Origin of the sequence: Variovorax paradoxus B4, from assembly GCF_000463015.1 — a bacterium.
Classification (GTDB): Bacteria; Pseudomonadota; Gammaproteobacteria; order Burkholderiales; family Burkholderiaceae_C; genus Variovorax; species Variovorax paradoxus_E.
Genome location: NC_022247.1, coordinates 1,110,326 through 1,130,705, shown reverse-complemented (window position 1 = coordinate 1,130,705; position 20,380 = coordinate 1,110,326). Strand labels below are relative to the sequence as shown.

The window sequence follows — 20,380 nt, the reverse complement described above, 5'->3', positions numbered from 1 at the left end:
ACCCGCTGTGGCAAGCGCCAGGGATGATTTCACCCCGCCGCTAAAATCGCCGCTCCACAGCCTCTGGATATACCCCATGAACCGCTGCAAGAAACCCACGAATGCTCTCACTTTCATAGCGCTTTGCACAGTGGCTGCAAGCCTTTTTTCCGTTGGCGCCGCAGCCCAGTCCGACGTGCCCCGGCCGCAGACCCAGAACGAGTCGCTGGTGGGCGGGCGCACCTTCCCGGTCGGCACGCTGCGCGGCAAGTTCATGGTCATCAATGCGCCCGACGTCGAACTCGACGGCCAGGTCGACCGCCTGGCGCCCGGGGCCCGCATCCGCAGCGAACAGAACATGCTGGTGATGGCGGGCAGCATCGTCGGCCAGAAATACCTGGTGAACTACACGCGGGATGCCGCCGGCCTGCTGCGCGAGGTGTGGATCCTCACGCCGAGCGAGGCCACGGCCAGCCGCGAGTCGCTGAACAAGCCGTTCCTGAACATCTGGCCGTTCACTTCGAACGACACCGTCAATACGCAATAAAGATGCCGGCGGGCCGCGCCCGCCGCGCTGCAGGACGCGACCGCCCTGCATCGGCCCTCCCGACGAGGAGGGCCAGGAAAGCACCCCATGAGCAAAAAAGTATTTATCAAGACCTTCGGCTGCCAGATGAACGAGTACGACTCGGACAAGATGGCCGATGTGCTGAACGCCGCGCAGGGCTACGAGCCGACGCAGAACGTGGACGAGGCCGACCTGATCCTGTTCAACACCTGCTCGGTGCGCGAGAAGGCCCAGGAAAAGGTGTTCTCCGACCTCGGCCGCGTGAAGCACCTGAAGGCCAAGGGCGTGAAGATCGGCGTGGGCGGCTGCGTGGCGAGCCAGGAAGGCGAGGCCATCATTGCGCGCGCGCCCTACGTCGACATCGTGTTCGGCCCGCAGACGCTGCACCGCCTGCCCGAGATGCTGAACGACCGCGAGCGCCTGAACCGCCCGCAGGTCGACATCAGCTTTCCCGAGATCGAGAAGTTCGACCACCTGCCGCCCGCGCGCGTCGAGGGCGCCACCGCCTTCGTGTCGATCATGGAGGGCTGCTCCAAGTACTGCAGCTACTGCGTGGTGCCCTACACCCGCGGCGAGGAAGTGAACCGTCCGCTCGACGACGTGCTGGTGGAAATTGCCGGCCTGGCAGACCAGGGCGTGCGCGAAGTCACGCTGCTGGGGCAGAACGTGAACGCCTACCGCGGCCGCATGGGAGACACGGCCGAGATCGCCGACTTCGCGCTCCTGATCGAATACGTCGCCGAAATTCCCGGCATCGAGCGCATCCGCTACACCACCAGCCATCCCAACGAGTTCACGCCGCGGCTCATCGAGGCCTACGCCAAGGTGCCGCAGCTGGTGAGCCACCTGCACCTGCCGGTGCAGCACGGCAGCGACCGCATCCTGATGGCCATGAAGCGCGGCTACACCGCCATGGAATACAAGAGCACCGTGCGCAAGCTGCGCGCCATCCGGCCCGAACTCGCGCTCTCCAGCGACTTCATCGTCGGCTTCCCGGGCGAGACCGACGAAGACTTCGCGAAGATGATGAAGCTGATCGACGACTGCCAGTTCGACAACAGCTTCAGCTTCATCTTCAGCCCGCGCCCCGGCACGCCCGCCGCGGCACTGCACGACGACACGCCCCATGCGGTGAAGCTGGCCCGCCTGCAGACGCTGCAGCGTGTGATCGACGGCAACGTGCGCCGCTTCGGCGATGCGCTGGTCGGCACCACGCAGCGCGTGCTGGTCGAAGGCGCCTCGCGCAAGGATGCGAACGAGCTGATGGGCCGCACCGCCTGCAACCGCGTCGTCAACTTCGAAGGCGACGCGCGTCTGGTCGGGCAGATGGCCGACCTGCGCATCACGCGCTCGCTCGCCTATACGCTGCGCGGCGAAGTGGCCACGCGCGAATCGTCGACGGCGCCGGTTCCCACCGCGCTCGCCGCCTGATGGCGAAGCGGCCGTCGAAACGGGGCTCGTTCCAGCAGCTCCTGCTTTTCGCATTCCTGCTGATCACCGCCCTCCTGGTGGGCGTGGCGCTGCGCTCGGTGTTCCAGTACGACGCGCTCATGACCCAGAGCCGCGATGCGGCGGCCCGTGCGCTGCGGCTCTCGGGAGCGGCCCAGTCGCTGGCCGAGCGCAGTGCCGCCATGGAGCGTGCCGGGCGCCAGTCGCTGGTGCTGAACGACGCCGTGCTGCGCCGCCGCTTCGACGACGCCGCGCGCGAAGCGCACCAGGTGCTCGAACGACTCGAGAGAAACGGCCTCGCACCCGCGGGCATCGAACTGTGGCGCACCCAGCTCGGCGTGATCGAGGGCCTGATGAGCGGCAGCGCCGACAGCGCGCTCTCGCGCGAAAGCGGCATGGCCATGCAGTTCCGCGAACTCGATTCGCTGAACACGAACCTTGCGCAGCAGGCCCAGTTCCTGATCGAGCTGCAGAACGATGCCCTGGCCAAGCGCATCGAGAACGCGCGCCGCCGCCTGATGCGCGAAGTGGTGGCCGCCAGCATCCTGGCGGTGTCGCTGGCGCTGGCTTTCGGCATCTGGCTCGCGCGCCCTTTCAAGCGGCTGGAGCATGCCATCGTCGGGCTGGGCCAGAACCGGCTCGACGAGCCCATCGACATCCGCGGGCCGGCCGACGTCCGGCGCCTGTCGCAGCAGCTCGAGTGGCTGCGCCTGCGCCTGACCGAACTCGATGCCGACAAGGCACGCTTCCTGCGCCACGTATCGCACGAACTCAAGACGCCGCTGGCGGCGCTGCGCGAAGGCGTTTCGCTGCTGGAAGACGGTGTGACGGGGCCGCTGAATCCGGCCCAGCTGGAAGTGGCGCAGATTCTGAACCAGAACACCGTTTCGCTGCAGGGCCAGATCGAGGCCCTGCTGCGCTTCAATGCCGCCGCCTTCGAGGCCCGCGAGCTGCGCCGCGAACGCACCGAACTGCTGCCGCTGGTCGAGGAGCAGATCGAAGCGCAGCGCCTGCAATGGCAGGCCCACGGCCTGCGCGTTCATGCCGAGGGCGAGTCGATCACGCTCGCGGTGGACCGCACCAAGCTCGGCACGGCGGTGGCCAACCTGCTGTCCAATGCGATCCGGTACTCGGCGAGCGGCGGCGTGATCACGATCGCGGTGTCCAGTACGCCGACCACGGCATGCATCGATATCAACGATGCCGGCCCGGGTATTGCCCAGGGCGACCGGGACCGGATTTTCGAGCCTTTCTACAGGGGCGAGCGCCAGCCCGAGCATGCCGTCAAGGGCACGGGCATCGGCCTTTCGATCGTGCAGGAGTACATTGCTGCCCACGGGGGCCGCATCACCCTGCTGCCAGAGGGGCCCGGCGCGCGCTTTCGCATCGAACTGCCGCGCACGGCCTGAACCCACCGCGAAGCCCCCGGCATCCACCTGAAAACAAACACCGCCTCTTGCCTTTTCTTCAATCCATGCTTTTTCCGTTCGTCCGCAGTTCGACCCTGTCCGGGGCGGTGGCCATGCCTTTCGTCCTGCTGCTGGCCGCCTGCGCGACGCAGCCCGCACCACCCGCCGAGGCCGAGGCCCTGCCGCCGCCGCCCGCCGTGCCGCGCGTGATGCCGGTGGAGGCCGAGCCCAAGGCGCCCGCCACGCAGCCCGCGTCGCTCTTCACGCTGATGACCCAGGGTCCGGTCGCGGCCATGCTGGCGTATGCCGACAAGATCCGCCCGCTGGGCGGCGCCGAGCTGACCGCCGAAATCACCCGCGCCGGCGACCCGGGCGATTCGCCCAATGCGCAGATGCAGCTCGCGCTGCTGCTCGCGCAGACCCGCGTCCCGGCCGACCTGGCGCGCGCGCTGGGCCTGCTGCAGCGCGTGATGTCCAACCCCTCGCCCGAGGCGCAGCCGCTGCATCCGCTGGCACGCGCGCTCGCCGCGCGCTACGTGGAGCAGCGCCGCGTCGAGGACGACCGCGACAAGCAGGCGCAGCAGGTGCGCGAAAGCCAGCGCCGCATCGACCAGCTGAACGACCGCATCGAAGCGCTGCGCGCCATCGAGCGCAGCTTCGCGCGCCCCAACAACGTGCCGGCGCCGACCCTGCCCGCGCCCGGCAGCACCAGGCCGAATCCATGAACCTCCAGCGATTGCGGAAAGTGTCCCCTCGATGAGCACGACCGGCGCGCGCCTGCTGGTGGTCGACGACGACCCGGACATGCTGCGGCTGCTCTCGATGCGGCTGAGCTCGGTGGGCTACCAGGTCACGGCCGTGACCTCGGCCGAAACCGCGCTCACGCAGCTCGAGATCGAGCACCCGCAGCTGGTGCTCAGCGACGTGCGGCTGCCCGGCCGCGACGGGCTCCAGCTGTTCGACGAAATCAGGAAGCGCCATCCCTCGCTGCCGGTGATCCTGCTCACCGCCCACGGCACCATTCCCGATGCGGTCGAAGCCACCGCGCGCGGCGTGTTCACCTACCTGACCAAGCCCTACGACGGCCGCGAACTGCTCGACAAGATCGCGCAGGCGCTGGCGCTGGGGGCACCCGCCAGCACGCCCGCCAAGGCCGGCGACGAAAGCTGGCGCGCCGAGATCGTGAGCCGCAGCAACCGCATGTCCGAGCTGCTGGCCGAGGCGCGCATGGTCGCCAAGTCGGACGCCTCGGTGCTGCTGCGCGGCGACAGTGGTGCCGGCAAGGAAATGCTGGCGCGCGCCATCCACCGCGCGAGCGCCCGCGCAGACAAGCCCTTCGTGGCCGTCAATTGCGGCGCCATCCCCGAGGCGCTGCTCGAGTCGGAACTGTTCGGCCACATGAAGGGCGCCTTCACCGATGCCCACGCCAACCACAAGGGCCTGTTCCAGCAGGCCGACGGCGGCACGCTGCTGCTCGACGAAATCGGGGACATGCCGCCCGCCCTGCAGGTCAAGCTGCTGCGCGTGCTGCAGGAGCGCGCAGTGCGCCCGCTCGGTGCCAGCCAGTCGATCGAGGTCGATGTGCGCATCATCTCGGCCACCCACCGCGACCTGGACGCGGCCATGGCGGCGGGCCAGTTTCGCGAAGACCTCTATTACCGGCTCAACGTGGTCACGCTCACGCTGCCGCCGTTGTCGGCCCGGCGCGAGGACATTCCGCTGCTGGCGAACCACTTCCTGCAGAAGCTGTCGACGAAATACGGCAAGCGGCTCTCCGGCTTCGCGCCCGAAGCGCTCAAGGCGCTGGCCACCGCGGCCTGGCCCGGCAACGTGCGCCAGCTCTACAACGTGGTGGAGCAGGTCTGCGCGCTGTCGAGCTCGCCGCTGATCCCGCTGGCACTCGTGCAGCGGGCGCTGCGCGTGCCCACGGTCGAGGTCCAGACCTATGCCGAGGCCAAGCAGCGGTTCGAACGCGATTACCTCGTGGGGCTGCTCAAGCTGACCGACGGCAACGTGGCCGATGCCGCCCGCCTGGCCGACCGCAACCGCACCGAGTTCTACCGCCTGCTGCAGAAGCACGAACTCACGCCGGGCCACTTCAAGGCCGACGCTGTCGCTCCCGGCAGCGAGCCTGTCGCCGACTAGCGACGCCCCTAAGCTGTTGATTTAAAAGGATCTTTTCCGCCAGCCCTCAAGGCTTGTCGGGATTCGGCGACAAAATCGGGGGTTTCGGAGCCCTTCCAACGGCTCCAGCCCCGAAAAACGCATCCAGATCGCTCCAAGTTGTTGATCTGAAAGCGTTTTTCCAGCCTGGCACAGGGTTTGCCCCTGTACAGGCATGACAGCACTTACCAGCCCATCTTTCGCACTGCGCCAGCAGCGCGACGGCCTGCGTCAAAAGCAGTTTTCCCCCGTGCGGCCCCGTGCCGCCGGTCATTCACTGGCCGCGCTCGCAAGCGCGGGCGGCGCCGAACCGGATTGCGTGGTCAAGCGCTTTCCTGCCATTGGCGACACCCCTTCTCTCGACAAGCAACGTTGGTAAATCACACATGAAGCCAAACGACTTCTCCCAACTGAACGTGCTGACCGAAGCCGACTTTTCGCACCGCAGCCCGGTGCGCGAAGAACGCCATCCCAATTCCGTGACCGCTCCGCCGGTCAACCGCGGTTCCATGGCGCCCCGCCCGTGGCGCGGCTTCTGGAACAGCCTTGGCACGGCCCTCCTGGTCAAGCTCGGCGCCGGCGGCAAGCCGGAAAGCCAAACCGCCGAAGCCGGCGCCCAGGTCAGGCAGCCTTGGCAGCGCGCCGCGGCGCAGCGCCGCTTCGCCTTCATGGCGCTCACGCTGCTGAGCACCGTGATCGCGTCCGCACTGTTTGCCGGCGTGCAGCCCGACTACGACAACGTCTGGCTCGAATACGGCCAGATCGGCCTGTACGGCCTGCTCTCGGGCTGGGTCGTCACCGGCTTCGTGACCGCGCTCATGGGCTTCTACGTCTCGGTGCGCGGTGACAAGCACGCGCTCTCGGTCAAGCAGGTGGCCCACCACCCGATGAACCCCGAGGCACGCACCGCGATCATCATGCCGATCTGCAACGAAGACGTTGCCACGGTGTTCGCCGGCCTGCGCGCCACCTGCGAATCGGTCGCGGCCACCGGCCACGCGAAGCAGTTCGACGTGTTCGTGCTGTCCGACAGCTACTCGCCCGAAACCGCTGCCGCCGAGCGCGCCGCCTGGGAAGACCTGCGCGCCGCGCTGGCCGACAGCCCCAACCAGCCGCAGGTCGAGGTGTACTACCGCCTGCGCACCCGCCGCACGCACCGCAAGGCCGGCAACGTGGCCGACTTCTGCCGCCGCTGGGGCAAGGACTACCGCTACATGGTCGTGCTCGACGCCGACTCCGTGATGAGCGGCGACTGCCTGGCCTCGATGGTCAAGCTGATGGAAGCCAACCCCACCGCCGGCATCATCCAGACCGCCACGCAGGCCATCGGCCACGTGACGCTGCATGCCCGCGCGCAGCAATTCGCTTCCCGCGTGACGGGCCGCCTGTTCACGCTGGGCATGCAGTTCTGGCAACTGGGCGAATCGCACTACTGGGGCCACAACGCGATCATCCGCGTCGAGCCCTTCATGAAGCACTGCGCGCTGGCCCCCATCAAGGGCACCGGCGGCATGTCGGGCGGCATCATGTCGCACGACTTCGTCGAAGCCGCGCTGATGCGCCGCGCCGGCTACAACGTGTGGCTCTGCGCCGACCTGGTCGGCAGCTACGAGCAGCAACCGCCGGACCTGCTGGCCGAACTGCAGCGCGATCGCCGCTGGTGCCAGGGCAACCTGCAGAACGCCCGCCTGATGGCCGAACCCGGCATCCACCCGGTGCACCGCGCAATGTTCGTGACCGGCACCATGGCCTACGTCTCGGCACCGCTGTGGCTCGCGTTCCTGACGCTGGGCACCGCACTGTGGCTGAGCGGCTCGAGCCTGATCTCCAGCTGGAGCGTGCTGCCGGCGGAACTGGCCGGCCTGTGGGTCTGGACCCTGTGCCTCTTGTTCCTGCCCCGCCTGCTCGGCATCGCAGCCGTGCTGATGCGCGGCGAGCAACGCCAGTACGGCGGCCTCTGGGGCCTGGTGAAGAGCTCGGTGCTCGAAAGCGGCCTGGCCATCGTGCAGGCGCCGGTTCGCATGCTGGCCCACTCGCTGTTCGTGCTGGTCGCCCTCACCGGCATCAAGCTCGACTGGAAGTCGCCCCCGCGCGAAGCCGCCGCCGTGCCGTGGAAGGTCGCCGTGTCGCAGCTCGCTCCCATGAGCCTGGTGGTCGGCGCGCTGGCCCTCGGCGTTGCAATGATCGATCCGAGCGCGCTGATCTGGCTCATGCCGGTTGGCCTGCCGCTGCTGCTGGCCATTCCGTTGACCGTGCTGACCAGCCAGATCGCACTGGGCACGTCGCTGCGCGACCGCGGCTTCCTGCTGATTCCCGAGGAATCGCGTTCGCCGGCCGTGCTGCGCCGCGCCTGGATGCATGCGCTGCGCCTTGCGCGCCCGGCAGCACTGGCGACTGCGTGATGCGCTGAAGACACCGCCTCGCAAAAAGCCGGCCTCAGGGTCGGCTTTTTTTTTGGCGCGTGGCTAGAATCGCGCCTTCCTTTTTCAACCCACGGATCCCTCGATCCCCTGGAGCGCCAAGTGCCCCGATTCGCAGTCATCACCCTCTGACGCCGACAACAACCACTTCACTGGTCATGTCGGGCGCCAAGCTGCGCATCCCGCTGACCAGACACGGCCCACCGGCCGCTGAAGTCGATCCTCTTTCCAGCTTCGCTCCCGCACGTTGTCGGTTCTTCCTGATTTGCATCTGGAGAACAACGTGTTCCCTCTCTCTTCTCTTTCATCGATTCCACTGCTCAAGTACCCGCGTACTGCGCACCTGGAAGGCTCGCGCCTGCAAGCGGGCGACACTGACGACGACCAGACGCCGTTGTCCACGCTGCACGGCACGCATGTGGTCATCGAGGAAAAACTCGATGGCGCCAATGCCGCCGTGTCGTTCACCTCGGCGGGCGAACTGCTGCTGCAGTCGCGCGGCCACTACCTCGCGGGCGGGGCTGGCGAGCGCCAGTTCAACCTGTTCAAGCACTGGGCCGCCGCGCATGAAGCCGTGTTGCTGGAGCGGCTCGAAGACCGCTACGTGATGTATGGCGAGTGGTGCTTTGCCAAGCACAGCTGCTGGTATGACCGCCTGCCCGCGTTCTTCCTGGAGTTCGATCTCTACGACCGGCAGGCGCGGTGCTTCCTGTCGACCCCCGCACGGCACGCGCTGCTCGACGGCAGCCCGGCCCTTTCGGTGCCGGTGCTCTACGACGGTGAGATGCCGCGCCACGCGAAAGCATTGCGCTCGCTCGTGCAACCGTCGCTCGCGCGCAGTGCCGACTGGAAGGCAGCTTTCGAACAGGCCGTGATGCAGGAAGGGCAACCGCTCGACCTCGTGCGGCAGCAGACCGACCTGTCAAACCTGGCCGAGGGCCTGTATCTCAAGACCGAGTCGCACGGCCAGGTGACGGGCCGATACAAGTGGGTGCGTCCGGATTTTGTTCAGACCATCCTCGACTCGGGCTCGCACCACAGCCGCCGGCCGGTGCTGCCCAACCAACTGGCGCCGGGCGTGGATCTCTACGCACCGACGCCAACGACGACATGGCGCGACCTGGGACTGTGCACGCTGCACCAGCCCGCCGAACTGACAACAGCAAGGAGGTCGCGATGAACTACGACGATCTGAACGCGCTGGTGCCCGCGCTCGGAAGAGGCACCGACTGGACGCAATGCTGCGAATTGCTGCCGGACCTGCGACGCCTCGAAGAAACGCCGCAAGATCCGTACTACCATGCCGAAGGCAACGTCGGCATCCACACGCGCATGGTGCTCGACGTACTGATGCAGGACGCGCACTATCAACGCGCCGACGCCGAGGGCCGCTTCGTGCTGTTCATGGCCTGCCTGCTGCACGATATCGCCAAGCCCGACACCACGGTGATCGACGAAACCAGCGGCCGCATCGGCCAGCCCGGTCATTCGCGCCGCGGATCGGTCGACGCGCGCGTGCTGATGTGGAAGGCCCGCGTGCCGTTTGCGCTGCGCGAAGCCGTGTGCCGGATCATCGCGGTGCACCAGGTGCCGTTCCATGCTTTTGCCTCGCGCAAGGGCGTGCGGCCCGCGTGGCTGGTGCACAAGCTCTCCTGGGAACTGAGCCTGCCCGACCTGTGCTGCGTGGCGCGCTGCGACATGCTCGGGCGCCACTATGAGAAACGCGCGGACAGCATGGCTGACATCGCCCTCTTCGAGGAACTGGCGCAGGAAGAAGGCTGCTGGGAAGGCCCGCGCCGAATGACCGACGCGCACACGCGCCTGGCCTATTTCCGCGGCGCCGACACCAGCCCCGACTACCCGCTGTTCCACGCCGCGGGCTCTCAGGTGACGGTGATGTGCGGCCTGCCGGCGAGCGGCAAGAACCACTGGGTGGCGCACCATCGCAAGGGCTGGCCGGTCGTGTCCTTCGACGATGCGCGCGCCGAACTCGGGTTGAGGCACGGCGAGAACGATGGACTCGCCGCGCACCATGCGGTCGATCAGGCCAAGGCGCTACTGCGCAAGCAGGACCGCTTCGTCTGGAACGCCACGCACCTGAGCCAGCAGATGCGCACCAAGACGCTGGACCTGCTCTGGGCGTACCACGCCCAGAGCGAGCTGGTGTACCTGGAAGTGCCGCATACCGAGCTGATGCGCCGCAACCGCGAGCGCGACACCACGTTGTCGAATGCGGGCATCGAGCGGATGCTGCATCGCTGGGAGCTGCCGACGCCGATCGAGGCGCACGACACGGTCTACGAAGTGCAGACCTGAAAACGACGAAGCCCGCCGAGGCATGCCCCGGCGGGCTTCTGTTCCTCTATCTATATATATGCACGAGGCCTAGAACGGCAGCTTGGGACCGCCCGGACCACCCATTCCGCCCATGCCCTTCATGCCGCCCATGCGCTTCATCATCTTCATGAGGCCGCCGCCCTTCATCTTCTTCATCATTCCCTGCATCTGCTCGAACTCGTTGAGCAGGCGGTTCACTTCCTGAACCTGCACGCCTGCGCCGGCCGCGATGCGGCGCTTGCGCGTGGCCTTGAGCAGCTCGGGCTTGCGGCGCTCGAGCGGCGTCATGCTCTGGATGATCCCTTCCTTGCGGCGGATGTCGCGCTCGGCACGGGTCATGTCGGCCTCGGTGGCCTTGGCGGCCATCTGCTGCGGCAGCTTGTCCATCAGGCTGGAGAGGCCGCCCATCTGCTTCATCTGCTGCAGCTGGCCGAGGAAGTCGTTCAGGTCGAAGCCCGCGCCGCTCTTGACCTTGGCCGCGAGCTTCTGCGCCGCCGCCACATCGACGCCGGCCGTGACCTGCTCGACCAGCGCGACGATGTCGCCCATGCCGAGAATGCGGCCCGCATGGCGCTCGGCGTCGAACACCTCGAGGCCGTCGATCTTCTCGCTGGTGCCCGCGAACTTGATCGGCACGCCCGTCACCTGCCGCACCGACAGCGCCGCGCCGCCGCGCGAATCGCCGTCGGTCTTGGTCAGGATGATGCCGGTGAGCGGCAGCGCGTCCTTGAAGGCCTTGGCGGTGTTGATCGCATCCTGGCCCTGCATCGCGTCGACCACGAACAGCGTTTCGACCGGATCGAGCGCGCCGTGCAGCTGCTTGATTTCGGTCATCAGCACTTCGTCGATGGCCAGGCGGCCTGCCGTGTCGACCAGCAGCACATCGAAGAAATGGCGCTTGGCGTGGTCGAGCGCGGCGCGTGCGATGTCGAGCGGCTTCTGGTCCGGCGTGCTCGGGAACCATTCGGCGCCGGCCTGCTTCGTGACCATCTTGAGCTGCTCGATGGCGGCGGGCCGGTAGACGTCGCCCGACACGGTGAGCACTTTTTTCTTGCGCTTCTCGATCAGGTGCTTGGCCAGCTTGGCGGTGGTGGTGGTCTTGCCCGCGCCCTGCAGGCCGGCCATCAGGATCACCGCGGGCGGCTGGGCCGCAAGGTTGATGTCCGACACGCCCTCGCCCATGGTGGCGGCGAGCTCGCGGTTCACGATGCCGACCAGCGCCTGCCCCGGCTTGAGCGAGCCCAGCACTTCCTGGCCGAGCGACTTTTCCTTCACCCGGGCCACGAAGTCGCGCACCACGGGGAGCGCCACGTCGGCCTCGAGCAAGGCCATGCGCACCTCGCGCAGCATGTCCTGCACGTTGCTTTCGGTGATGCGCGCCTGGCCGCTCATCGTCTTGACGAGGCGGGAGAACTTTTCTGTGAGGGCGGTGGCCATGAAGGAGATGCCTTGCTGCCCGCCGCGGCGGGTCATTGGAAAGTCGTGAACTGGTATCGGCCGCTTACTGCCCCTTCGCGAAACGAAACACCGGGAACCGGCTCTGCCGGGCCTCTGGTGTCGCCCCCCGGTTGAGGGGGTTGGCGCCGCGACAAGAAGTGCGCAGGCCTGGGGGAGATAAACTCCAGCAATGATTTTAGCGATCCCCTCCCCACTTGCCGTGGCGCTGGGCATCGCCACCGCGGCTGCCTATGGATTTGCCGCCGCCGCGGGTGCCCGGCTGAGCCGGAAAGCCACCCAGTGGGCCCTCGGGCTGGCGTGGCTTCTGCATGCCGCGGTGCTGGGCCATGGCCTCGTCGGCAGCGAGCCCAAATTCGGCTTCGCGCCGGCGCTATCGGTCACGGCCTGGCTGGTGCTCACGGTCTACGCGGTCGAAAGCCGCATGTACCCGCAACTGAAGGTGCGCCGCGCGCTGGCCTGGCTGGGTGCGGCCGCCGTCTTGCTGGCCATCCTGTTTCCCGGAACGCCGCTGCACGTGTCGGCATCGCCCTGGCTGCCGCTGCATCTTGCGCTGGGCATCGCCTCCTACGGCTTGTTCGGCGCCGCGGTGGTCCACGCCTGGCTGATCACGCGGGCCGAAAAGCAGATCCGCCTTGCCACCGAGCCGCAAGGCGGCGTGCCACTGCTCACGCTCGAGCGGCTCACCTTCCGCTTCGTGATGGCCGGCTTCGTGCTGCTTTCCGCCACGCTGCTCGCGGGCCTGCTGTTCAGCGAAACGCTGTACGGCGCAAGCGTGCGCGGCTGGAAGTGGGACCACAAGACGGTGTTCTCGGTGCTCGCCTGGCTCAGTTTCGCCGTGCTGCTGATCGGCCGGGCCCGCTTCGGATGGCGCGGGCGCACGGCGCGGCGGGTGCTGTATGCCGGTTCCGCCCTGCTGCTGCTGGCGTATGTGGGCTCGCGCTTCGTGCTCGAAGTGGTGCTGGCGCGCGGCGCGACATGAAATACCTGCTCGTTCTCGCAGTGCTCTGGGTGGCGATCTGGCTCTGGCGCAAGAACCGCCGGGAGGAAATGCGCGAGACCCTGCGCGAGCAGGCGGCCCGCGCCGCCCAGCGCCCCCCTGCCGCGCCGGCGCCGCCGCAGGCCATGCTGCGCTGCGCCCATTGCGGCTTGCACCTGCCCGCGAGCGATGCGCTCGCCGGACCGGGCGACGCGGTCTACTGCAGTGCTGCGCACCGCCAGGCCGCCGAGCGCGGCTGAGCGAGCACTGCACACCCATGAGCGCAGCGCCGGGCCGCCCCAAGCAAGCTCGCTCCCGCTTGGCGGGAAGGCGCGCAGCGCCAAGGGTGCGCCAGTGAACTCTTCCCTCTGGTCGCGCGGCGAGCCCGTCACCGACTGGAACACGCTCGAGCCGGGGCGCGGCGAGAGCGCCGCGCTGCTGCGGCTGTGGCGCGGCTTCATGGCGGCACGCTGCTTCGTTGCGCTGGTGCTCGTGCTGCTGCAGGGCGTGGCCATGGCGCTCGGCCAGACGATGCAGCCGCTGGCCATGGCGCTTTCGGCCGGCTACCTGGTTGCCACCTGGCTGGGCGCCCGCTACGCGCATTTCACGCCGCCGATCCGGGCCTTCGGCACGCTCTGGTTCCTCACCATCGGCATCGACCTCGGCACCTTCACCGCGCTCCAGGTGCTCCAGGGCGGCAACATCAACTACACGCCGCTGTTCGCGCTGCCGGTGCTCATGAGCGCCGTGCTGGGCACGGTGACCGTGGGCCTGGGCACCACGGCCACGGTCACGCTGCTGCTGCTGGCCGATGCCGGCTGGCATTGGCTGCAGCAGCCCGGCGATTCCTCCACCCGCTTCGTGCAGGCGGCGCTCACCGGCACCGGGCTCTTCGTGGTGGCCCTGCTGGCGCACGAACTGGCGCGCCGGCTGGCTCGCGAGGAAGAGACCGCGCTGCGCAACCGCAGCAGCGCGCAGATGCAGGCACAGGTCAACGATCTGGTGATCGAGACACTGAGCGAAGGCGTGCTGGTGATCGACGCCGAAGGCATGGTGCATGCGGCCAATCCGGCGGCCGACGCGATCCTCGGACAAGGACTGGCCCGGCTCAACCTGCCGTTTGCATTGCATGCGCAACCCGCCTGGCATGCGCTGGCGGCGCTGGCGCGCCAGACCTTTGCGCGCCGCGCGCCGCAAAGCGAGGAAATTCCCGTGGCGCAGGCCCGCGGGGCTGCGCGCGAGGTGCGTGTGCGCACGCGGCTCACGCCCACCAGCGACCGGCACGTCGACAGCCTTTGCGTGATGTTCCTGCAGGACCTGCGCGAACTCGAGGCCCGCATCCGCACCGAAAAGCTGGCCGCGATGGGCCGCATGTCGGCCGCCGTGGCGCATGAGATCCGCAACCCGCTGGCGGCCATCACGCAGGCCAGCGCCCTGCTCAACGAAGACCTCACCGATCCCGCGCACCGCAAGCTGACCAGCATGGTGCAGCACAACGCGCAGCGGCTCGCCCGCATCGTGGACGACGTGCTCGACGTCTCTCGCGCGCGCCAGCAGCGCGTGCTCTCGCTCGGCGAGCAGGTCGTGCTCGATCCCGCCGTACAGGTGCTGGCCGAAGAGTGGGGGCGCCAGACGCAGCGCCAGGGCGTGCTGATTGCGCTGGATGCCGCCGACATCGAGGTCCGCTTCGATGTCGAGCACCTGCGCCGCCTGCTCGTGAACCTGCTCGACAATGCGGCGCGCTACGCCAGCAGCCGAGCAGGCTCGATCCAGGTCGTCACCACCACGCAGCGCGGCAGTTCCGGCCGCCCCAGCCTGCAGGTGTGGAGCGACGGCGCGCCGCTGGAGCCGGCGGTGCAGCGCCACCTGTTCGAGCCCTTCTTCTCGTCCGAAAGCCGCTCCAGCGGGCTCGGCCTCTTCCTGTGCCGCGAGCTGTGCCGGCGCCATGGCGCCACCATCGGCTACGAGCGGCGCGCGCTGGTCGCGGGCGGCCCCGAGGGCAACGAATTCTTCGTCAGCTTTGCGCCAAGCGAAAACCGGCTGACACAATAGCGCCGTGAGCACTCCCCATCCTCCCATGCAGCGTCCGGCCAACATCCTGGTCATCGACGACGAACCCGACCTGCGCACGCTGTACGAACTGACCCTGCTGCGCGAAGGCTATCGCGTCGAGGCTGCCGGTAGCGTTTCGGAAGCCTGGCAGCACCTGGAGGCCGGGCAATTCGATGCGGTGATCACCGACATGCGGCTGCCCGATGGACAGGGCATGGAAATCATCCACCGCATCCAGAAGAACCAGCGCAGCGAGCGCTGCGTGGTGATGACGGCCTACGGCTCCGCCGAGAACGCGGTCGAGGCGCTGAAGGCCGGCGCATTCGACTACCTGACCAAGCCGGTCGACCTGAAGCAGTTCCGCGCCGTGGTCGCTTCCGCGGTGCAGGCGCAGCAGGCACTGCCGGCCAAGGCCTGGCAGGCGGCGCCCGCGGGCCAGCCGCGCGCCGACACCGCCGCCGTTCCAGGCAGCGGCGTCGCTGCGCTCGACCGGCTGGTGGGCGACTCGGAACCGATGCGCCTGGTCAAGTCGCGCATTGCCAAGGTCGCGCGCGGCATGGCGCCGGTGCTGGTGCGCGGCGAATCGGGCACCGGCAAGGAACTGGTGGCGCGCGCCGTGCACGCCTGCAGCCAGCGCAGCGAAGGTCCGTTCGTCGCGGTCAACTGCGGCGCCATTCCCGAGAACCTGCTCGAAGCCGAGTTCTTCGGCGCCCGCAAGGGCTCCTACACCGGCTCGTCGCAAGACCGCGACGGCTACTTCCAGGCCGCGCGCAGCGGCACGCTTTTTCTCGACGAAATCGGCGACCTGCCGCTGGCGATGCAGTCCAAGCTGCTGCGCGCGATCCAGGAGCGCAGCGTGCGCTCCATCGGCTCGACGCAGGAAGACGCGGTCGACGTGCGCATCGTGAGCGCCACGCACAAGGATCTTCACGCAGAAGTCCTGGCCGGCCGCTTCCGGCAGGACCTGTTCTACCGGCTCAACGTGATCGAGATTGCGGTGCCTGCGCTGCGCGAGCGGCGCGAAGACCTGCCCGCCCTTTGCGCCGCGCTGCTCGCGCGCATTGCGCAGGACGGCGGGCTGCCGGTGCCGCATCTTTCCGCCGAACTGCTGCGCCGCCTTGCCCAGCACCGGCTCGACGGCAACGTGCGGGAACTCGAAAACCTGCTGCACCGCGCAGTGGCGCTCAACGACGGGGACGAACTGCATCTGGACCTGATGGCGCCAGGGCCGGGCACTGCCACGGCGCCGGCCGAGACGGCCATTGCCGCATCCGCGCCTTCTGCTTCGGCGCTCGGCAGCGAGGCGCCTCCGGCGCCCGCTCCGATCGCCGCGATCGCCGCGGCCGTTGCGGAACCCAAGTCCCCGGCGCCCGCCCTTCCCTCCGACCTGCAGGCCTACCTCGATCAGCAGGAGCGCGAGATCCTCGTGCGCGCGCTGCATGAAAGCGGCTTCAATCGAACGGCCGCCGCCGCACGGCTCGGCATGAGCCTGCGCCAGATCCGCTACCGCATCGCGCGGCTGGGCATCACCACGCCCGGCGGCGACGAAGGTGCCAGCACCAGCCATGCCGACGACTGAGGCCCCCGCGGCGAATCCGGGCAACCACGACGGGCTCTGGCGCGCCGGCTGGTACCGCTTTGCCAAGGCGCTGCGCTCGCCGAATTTCGGACCTCGTCCCGCCGGCGCGCAGACCGACCTGATCGTGCTGCACTCCATCAGCCTGCCGCCCGGCGAATACTGCGGCGAGGCGGTGCAGCAGCTCTTCACCAACCAGCTCGACTGGGACGCGCATCCCTACTTCCAATCGATTCGCGGCCTCGAGGTTTCTTCGCATTTCTATGTGCGGCGCAACGGCGAACTCTGGCAGTTCGTGAGCTGCGACGAGCGCGCCTGGCATGCCGGCGTGTCGTCGTGGCGCGGCCGCGAGAACTGCAACGACGACTCCATCGGCATCGAGCTCGAAGGCCTGGAGGGCCAGCCGTTCGAAGAGGCGCAGTACGAGACGCTGGCCAGCCTCTGCCCCGCCATTGCGCAGCACTACGCCATCGCGCACATCGCCGGCCACGAGCACATCGCACCGGGCCGGAAGCAGGACCCCGGTGCCGGCTTCGATTGGCAATTGCTGCGCGGGCACCTCGGCTGGAATCCACACATGTTTCCTCCGCAGGTGGTGCAGCGCTAATTTTTTCAATCGCGCGGCGCCTCGCGATGCGCCGATCTCGCGGCGCAGCAATGAGAAAATTGCAACCGCCGTACGCAGCAACCATGCGCCCTGCAAGCCCAAATCGGCCTGCAAGCCACGGCCCATGCGGGTTGCGACAACATAGGCCAGTATTCATGCGGCATCGACGGCCGTGTCCCGGGCCGAAAGAAAAATCGGCAGGGTTGTATCCACAGGAAAACACTACATCTAGTGGGTTGTACACCCCTCAGACCCTAGATATAGTGTCCTCCGTCCGGTCAACAACGCCGGCGCGACGCCCAACCAAGGCGTCGCCATCCAACAAGAATTGCCAACCGAGAGGAAGCGAATGCAAACAGCCCTGAACACCCCATCGACCTCGCGTGCCGTTCCCTCCACGCCCACGCAGCAGCAGCGCGACACCGCTGGCTCGCCCGCCGGACAGAACCTCGCGCACTACCAGATCATCCGCCGCAACGGCGCCGTGGTTCCCTTCGAACCCAACAAGATCGCCATCGCGATGATGAAAGCCTTCCTGGCCGTGCATGGCACCCAGGGCGCGGCTTCGGCCAGCGTGCGCGAAACCGTCGACGCGCTCACGCAAGGCGTGATCCGCGCCATGGTGCGCTCGCGTCCGGGCGGCGGCACCTTCCACATCGAAGACGTGCAGGACCAGGTCGAACTCGGCCTGATGCGCGGCGGGCACCATGAAATCGCGCGCGCCTACGTGCTCTACCGCGAGCGCCGCACGCAGGAGCGTTCCAAGCAGGTCGAGCAGGAAGCGCCGGCCACGCCGACGCTGCACGTGCTGGACAACGGCGAACGCGTCGCGCTCGACCTGAACCAGCTCAAGGGCCTGATCGAATCGGCCTGCGAAAACCTGGGCGACAGCATCACCGCCGCGCCGATCGTCGCCGAGACCATGCGCAACCTGTACGACGGCGTGCCGCTCGACGAGGTCTACAAGGCCTCGATCCTGGCGGCCCGCACGCTGATCGAGAAAGACCCCGACTACACCTTCGCGACCGCCCGCCTGCTGCTGCACACGATCTTCAAGGAGATCGTCGGCCGCGAAGTGATGCCGGTCGACCGCGCCACCGCCTACGCCGACTACTTTCCGCAGTTCATCAAGAAGGGCGTCGAGAACGAGCTGCTCGACGAGAAGCTGCTGCAGTACGACCTGCCCCGCCTGGGCGCTGCGCTCAAGGCCGAGCGCGACCTGCAGTTCGACTACCTCGGCCTGCAAACGCTGTACGACCGCTACTTCCTGCACGTGCGCAAGACCCGCATCGAGCTGCCGCAGGCGTTCTTCATGCGCGTGGCCATGGGCCTGTCGCTCGGCGAAATCGACCGCGAAGCCCGCGCCATCGAGTTCTACGAAGTGCTGTCGTCCTTCGACTTCATGTCGAGCACGCCCACCCTCTTCAACGCCGGCACGCTGCGCTCGCAGCTGTCGAGCTGCTACCTGACCACGGTGCCCGACGACCTCGACGGCATCTACGAGTCGATCAAGGAAAACGCGCTGCTCTCGAAGTTTGCGGGCGGCCTGGGCAACGACTGGACCCGCGTGCGCGCGCTGGGCAGCCACATCAAGGGCACCAACGGCGAATCGCAGGGCGTGGTGCCGTTCCTCAAGGTGGTCAACGACACGGCCGTGGCGGTGAACCAGGGCGGCAAGCGCAAGGGCGCCGTCTGCACCTACCTCGAAACCTGGCACCTCGACATCGAGGAGTTCCTGGAGCTGCGCAAGAACACCGGCGACGACCGCCGCCGCACGCACGACATGAACACGGCCAACTGGATTCCCGACCTCTTCATGCGCCGCGTGATGGAAAAGGGCACCTGGACGCTGTTCTCGCCCTCCAACGTGCCCGACCTGCACGACCTGTTCGGCGCCGACTTCGAGAAGGCCTACACCGCCTACGAAGAAAAGGCCGCGCGCGGCGAGATCAAGCCCGCGCGCACCATCCAGGCCTCGGACCTGTGGCGCAAGATGCTCACGATGCTGTTCGAAACCGGGCATCCGTGGATCACGTTCAAGGACGCCTGCAACGTGCGCTCGCCGCAGCAGCACGCCGGTGTCGTGCACTCGTCGAACCTGTGCACCGAGATCACGCTCAACACCAGCGACACCGAAACGGCCGTCTGCAACCTCGGCTCGGTGAACCTGCTGCAGCACCTGAAGGACGGCAAGGTCGACCAGGAAAAGCTCAAGAAGACGATCTCCACGGCGATGCGCATGCTCGACAACGTGATCGACATCAACTACTACGCCGTGAAGAAGGCGCGCGACTCGAACCTGCGCCACCGTCCGGTCGGCCTGGGCCTGATGGGCTTCCAGGACGCACTCTACGAGCTGCGCATTCCCTACGCCTCGCAGGAAGCCGTGCAGTTCGCCGACGAGTCGATGGAAGCCATCTGCTACCACGCCTACTGGGCATCGACCGACCTGGCCCGCGAACGCGGCAAGTACTCGAGCTACAAGGGGTCGCTCTGGGACAAGGGCATCCTGCCGATCGACACGCTCGACCTGCTCGAGAAGGCGCGCGGCGGCTACGTCGAGGTCGACCGTTCGGCCACGCTCGACTGGGACGCCCTGCGCCAGAAGATCAAGGCCGACGGCATGCGCAATTCCAACTGCGTGGCCATCGCTCCGACCGCGACCATCTCGAACATCATCGGCGTCGACGCTTCCATCGAGCCCTGCTTCGGCAACCTCTCGGTCAAGTCGAACCTGTCGGGCGAATTCACCGTGATCAACCACTACCTGGTGCGCGACCTGAAGCGCCTGGGCCTGTGGGACGACGTCATGGTGATGGACCTGAAGCACTTCGACGGTTCGCTGCGTCCGATCGACCGCGTGCCGCAGGATGTGAAGGCGCTCTACGCCACCGCGTTCGAAGTCGAAACCACCTGGCTGGTCGAAGCCGCCTCGCGCCGCCAGAAGTGGATCGACCAGGCGCAGTCGCTCAACATCTACATGGCCGGCGCATCGGGCAAGAAGCTCGACGACACCTACAAGCTCGCATGGCTGCGCGGCTTGAAGACCACCTACTACCTGCGCACGCAGAGCGCGACGCACGCCGAGAAATCCACCGTGCAATCGGGCCGCCTCAATGCGGTGTCGTCGGGCAGCGATGCCTCTTCGGGCATGAGCGCACTCGAAGCCGCGGCTGCCGCAGCGAAGGCGCAGATGAGTGCGATGCCTGCCACCGACATCGCGTTCTGCGGCGTCGACGATCCGACTTGCGAAGCATGCCAATGACGCGCCGGTGAAGTCAGAGAGGTGCATGCACGACGCGCGAACTCTCAGTCGATCACGGCATCGACTGACATCGCGCGATGCATGAGAGCAACATAACAACCACATAAATGGAGCGCGATGT

General features: G+C 67.5%; 15 protein-coding genes. 14 read left to right on the top strand and 1 reads right to left on the bottom strand.

Annotation, left to right across the window (positions count from 1 at the left end; translation table 11 throughout):
- Nucleotides 1-130: 130 nt before the first annotated feature.
- From VAPA_RS05055 to VAPA_RS05020, 8 genes are all read left to right on the top strand, one after another.
- Nucleotides 131-526, top strand: a complete 396-nt coding sequence (locus VAPA_RS05055) for a hypothetical protein (protein ID WP_230558969.1) — start codon at nt 131-133, stop codon at nt 524-526.
- Between the two features lie 87 nt (nt 527-613).
- Entirely contained in the window at nt 614-1,978 is a 1,365-nt protein-coding gene (gene miaB / locus VAPA_RS05050) for a tRNA (N6-isopentenyl adenosine(37)-C2)-methylthiotransferase MiaB (protein WP_021005687.1), read from the top strand.
- Entirely contained in the window at nt 1,978-3,405 is a 1,428-nt protein-coding gene (locus VAPA_RS05045) for a sensor histidine kinase (protein ID WP_021005686.1), read from the top strand. Before miaB ends, VAPA_RS05045 begins: the two co-directional genes overlap by 1 nt.
- Before the next feature lie 113 nt (nt 3,406-3,518).
- Nucleotides 3,519-4,130: a hypothetical protein gene (locus tag VAPA_RS05040; RefSeq protein WP_230558968.1), complete on the top strand. Its 612-nt coding sequence runs from the start codon at nt 3,519-3,521 to the stop codon at nt 4,128-4,130.
- A 31-nt stretch (nt 4,131-4,161) separates the two neighbouring features.
- Nucleotides 4,162-5,550, top strand: coding sequence for a sigma 54-interacting transcriptional regulator (locus VAPA_RS05035; RefSeq protein WP_021005684.1), 1,389 nt, complete (start codon nt 4,162-4,164; stop codon nt 5,548-5,550).
- Nucleotides 5,551-5,954: 404 nt separating this feature from the next.
- Nucleotides 5,955-7,970: a glucans biosynthesis glucosyltransferase MdoH gene (gene mdoH / locus VAPA_RS05030; RefSeq protein ID WP_021005682.1), complete on the top strand. Its 2,016-nt coding sequence runs from the start codon at nt 5,955-5,957 to the stop codon at nt 7,968-7,970.
- Between the two features lie 301 nt (nt 7,971-8,271).
- Nucleotides 8,272-9,168: an RNA ligase family protein gene (locus VAPA_RS05025; RefSeq protein WP_021005681.1), complete on the top strand. Its 897-nt coding sequence runs from the start codon at nt 8,272-8,274 to the stop codon at nt 9,166-9,168.
- On the top strand, nt 9,165-10,304 hold the full coding sequence (locus tag VAPA_RS05020; protein WP_021005680.1) for an AAA family ATPase: 1,140 nt from the start codon (nt 9,165-9,167) through the stop codon (nt 10,302-10,304). The genes VAPA_RS05025 and VAPA_RS05020 overlap by 4 nt, the downstream gene beginning before the upstream one ends.
- Nucleotides 10,305-10,373: 69 nt before the next feature.
- Here VAPA_RS05020 and ffh read toward each other — a convergent pair whose 3' ends face one another.
- Complete coding sequence (gene ffh, locus VAPA_RS05015; protein WP_021005679.1) at nt 10,374-11,762, bottom strand: signal recognition particle protein; 1,389 nt, start codon at nt 11,760-11,762, stop codon at nt 10,374-10,376.
- A 190-nt stretch (nt 11,763-11,952) separates the two neighbouring features.
- On the opposite strand from ffh, the gene VAPA_RS05010 reads away from it, so the two are divergent.
- From VAPA_RS05010 to VAPA_RS04985, 6 genes are all read left to right on the top strand, one after another.
- The gene (locus VAPA_RS05010; RefSeq protein WP_021005678.1) at nt 11,953-12,762 is read left to right on the top strand and encodes a cytochrome C assembly family protein; all 810 of its coding nucleotides are present in this window, start codon (nt 11,953-11,955) and stop codon (nt 12,760-12,762) included.
- Nucleotides 12,759-13,019 (top strand): PP0621 family protein, encoded by a 261-nt coding sequence (locus VAPA_RS05005; RefSeq protein WP_021005677.1) that lies wholly within the window; start codon nt 12,759-12,761, stop codon nt 13,017-13,019. Before VAPA_RS05010 ends, VAPA_RS05005 begins: the two co-directional genes overlap by 4 nt.
- A 94-nt stretch (nt 13,020-13,113) precedes the next feature.
- Nucleotides 13,114-14,811: a two-component system sensor histidine kinase NtrB gene (locus tag VAPA_RS05000; protein WP_021005676.1), complete on the top strand. Its 1,698-nt coding sequence runs from the start codon at nt 13,114-13,116 to the stop codon at nt 14,809-14,811.
- 25 nt (nt 14,812-14,836) lie between these two features.
- Nucleotides 14,837-16,390, top strand: a complete 1,554-nt coding sequence (locus tag VAPA_RS04995; protein ID WP_021005675.1) for a sigma-54-dependent transcriptional regulator — start codon at nt 14,837-14,839, stop codon at nt 16,388-16,390.
- The gene (gene ampD / locus VAPA_RS04990) at nt 16,377-16,994 is read left to right on the top strand and encodes a 1,6-anhydro-N-acetylmuramyl-L-alanine amidase AmpD (RefSeq protein WP_021005674.1); all 618 of its coding nucleotides are present in this window, start codon (nt 16,377-16,379) and stop codon (nt 16,992-16,994) included. The genes VAPA_RS04995 and ampD overlap by 14 nt, the downstream gene beginning before the upstream one ends.
- A gap of 349 nt (nt 16,995-17,343) precedes the next feature.
- Nucleotides 17,344-20,259 (top strand): ribonucleoside-diphosphate reductase subunit alpha, encoded by a 2,916-nt coding sequence (locus VAPA_RS04985; RefSeq protein ID WP_021005673.1) that lies wholly within the window; start codon nt 17,344-17,346, stop codon nt 20,257-20,259.
- Nucleotides 20,260-20,380: the final 121 nt, after the last annotated feature.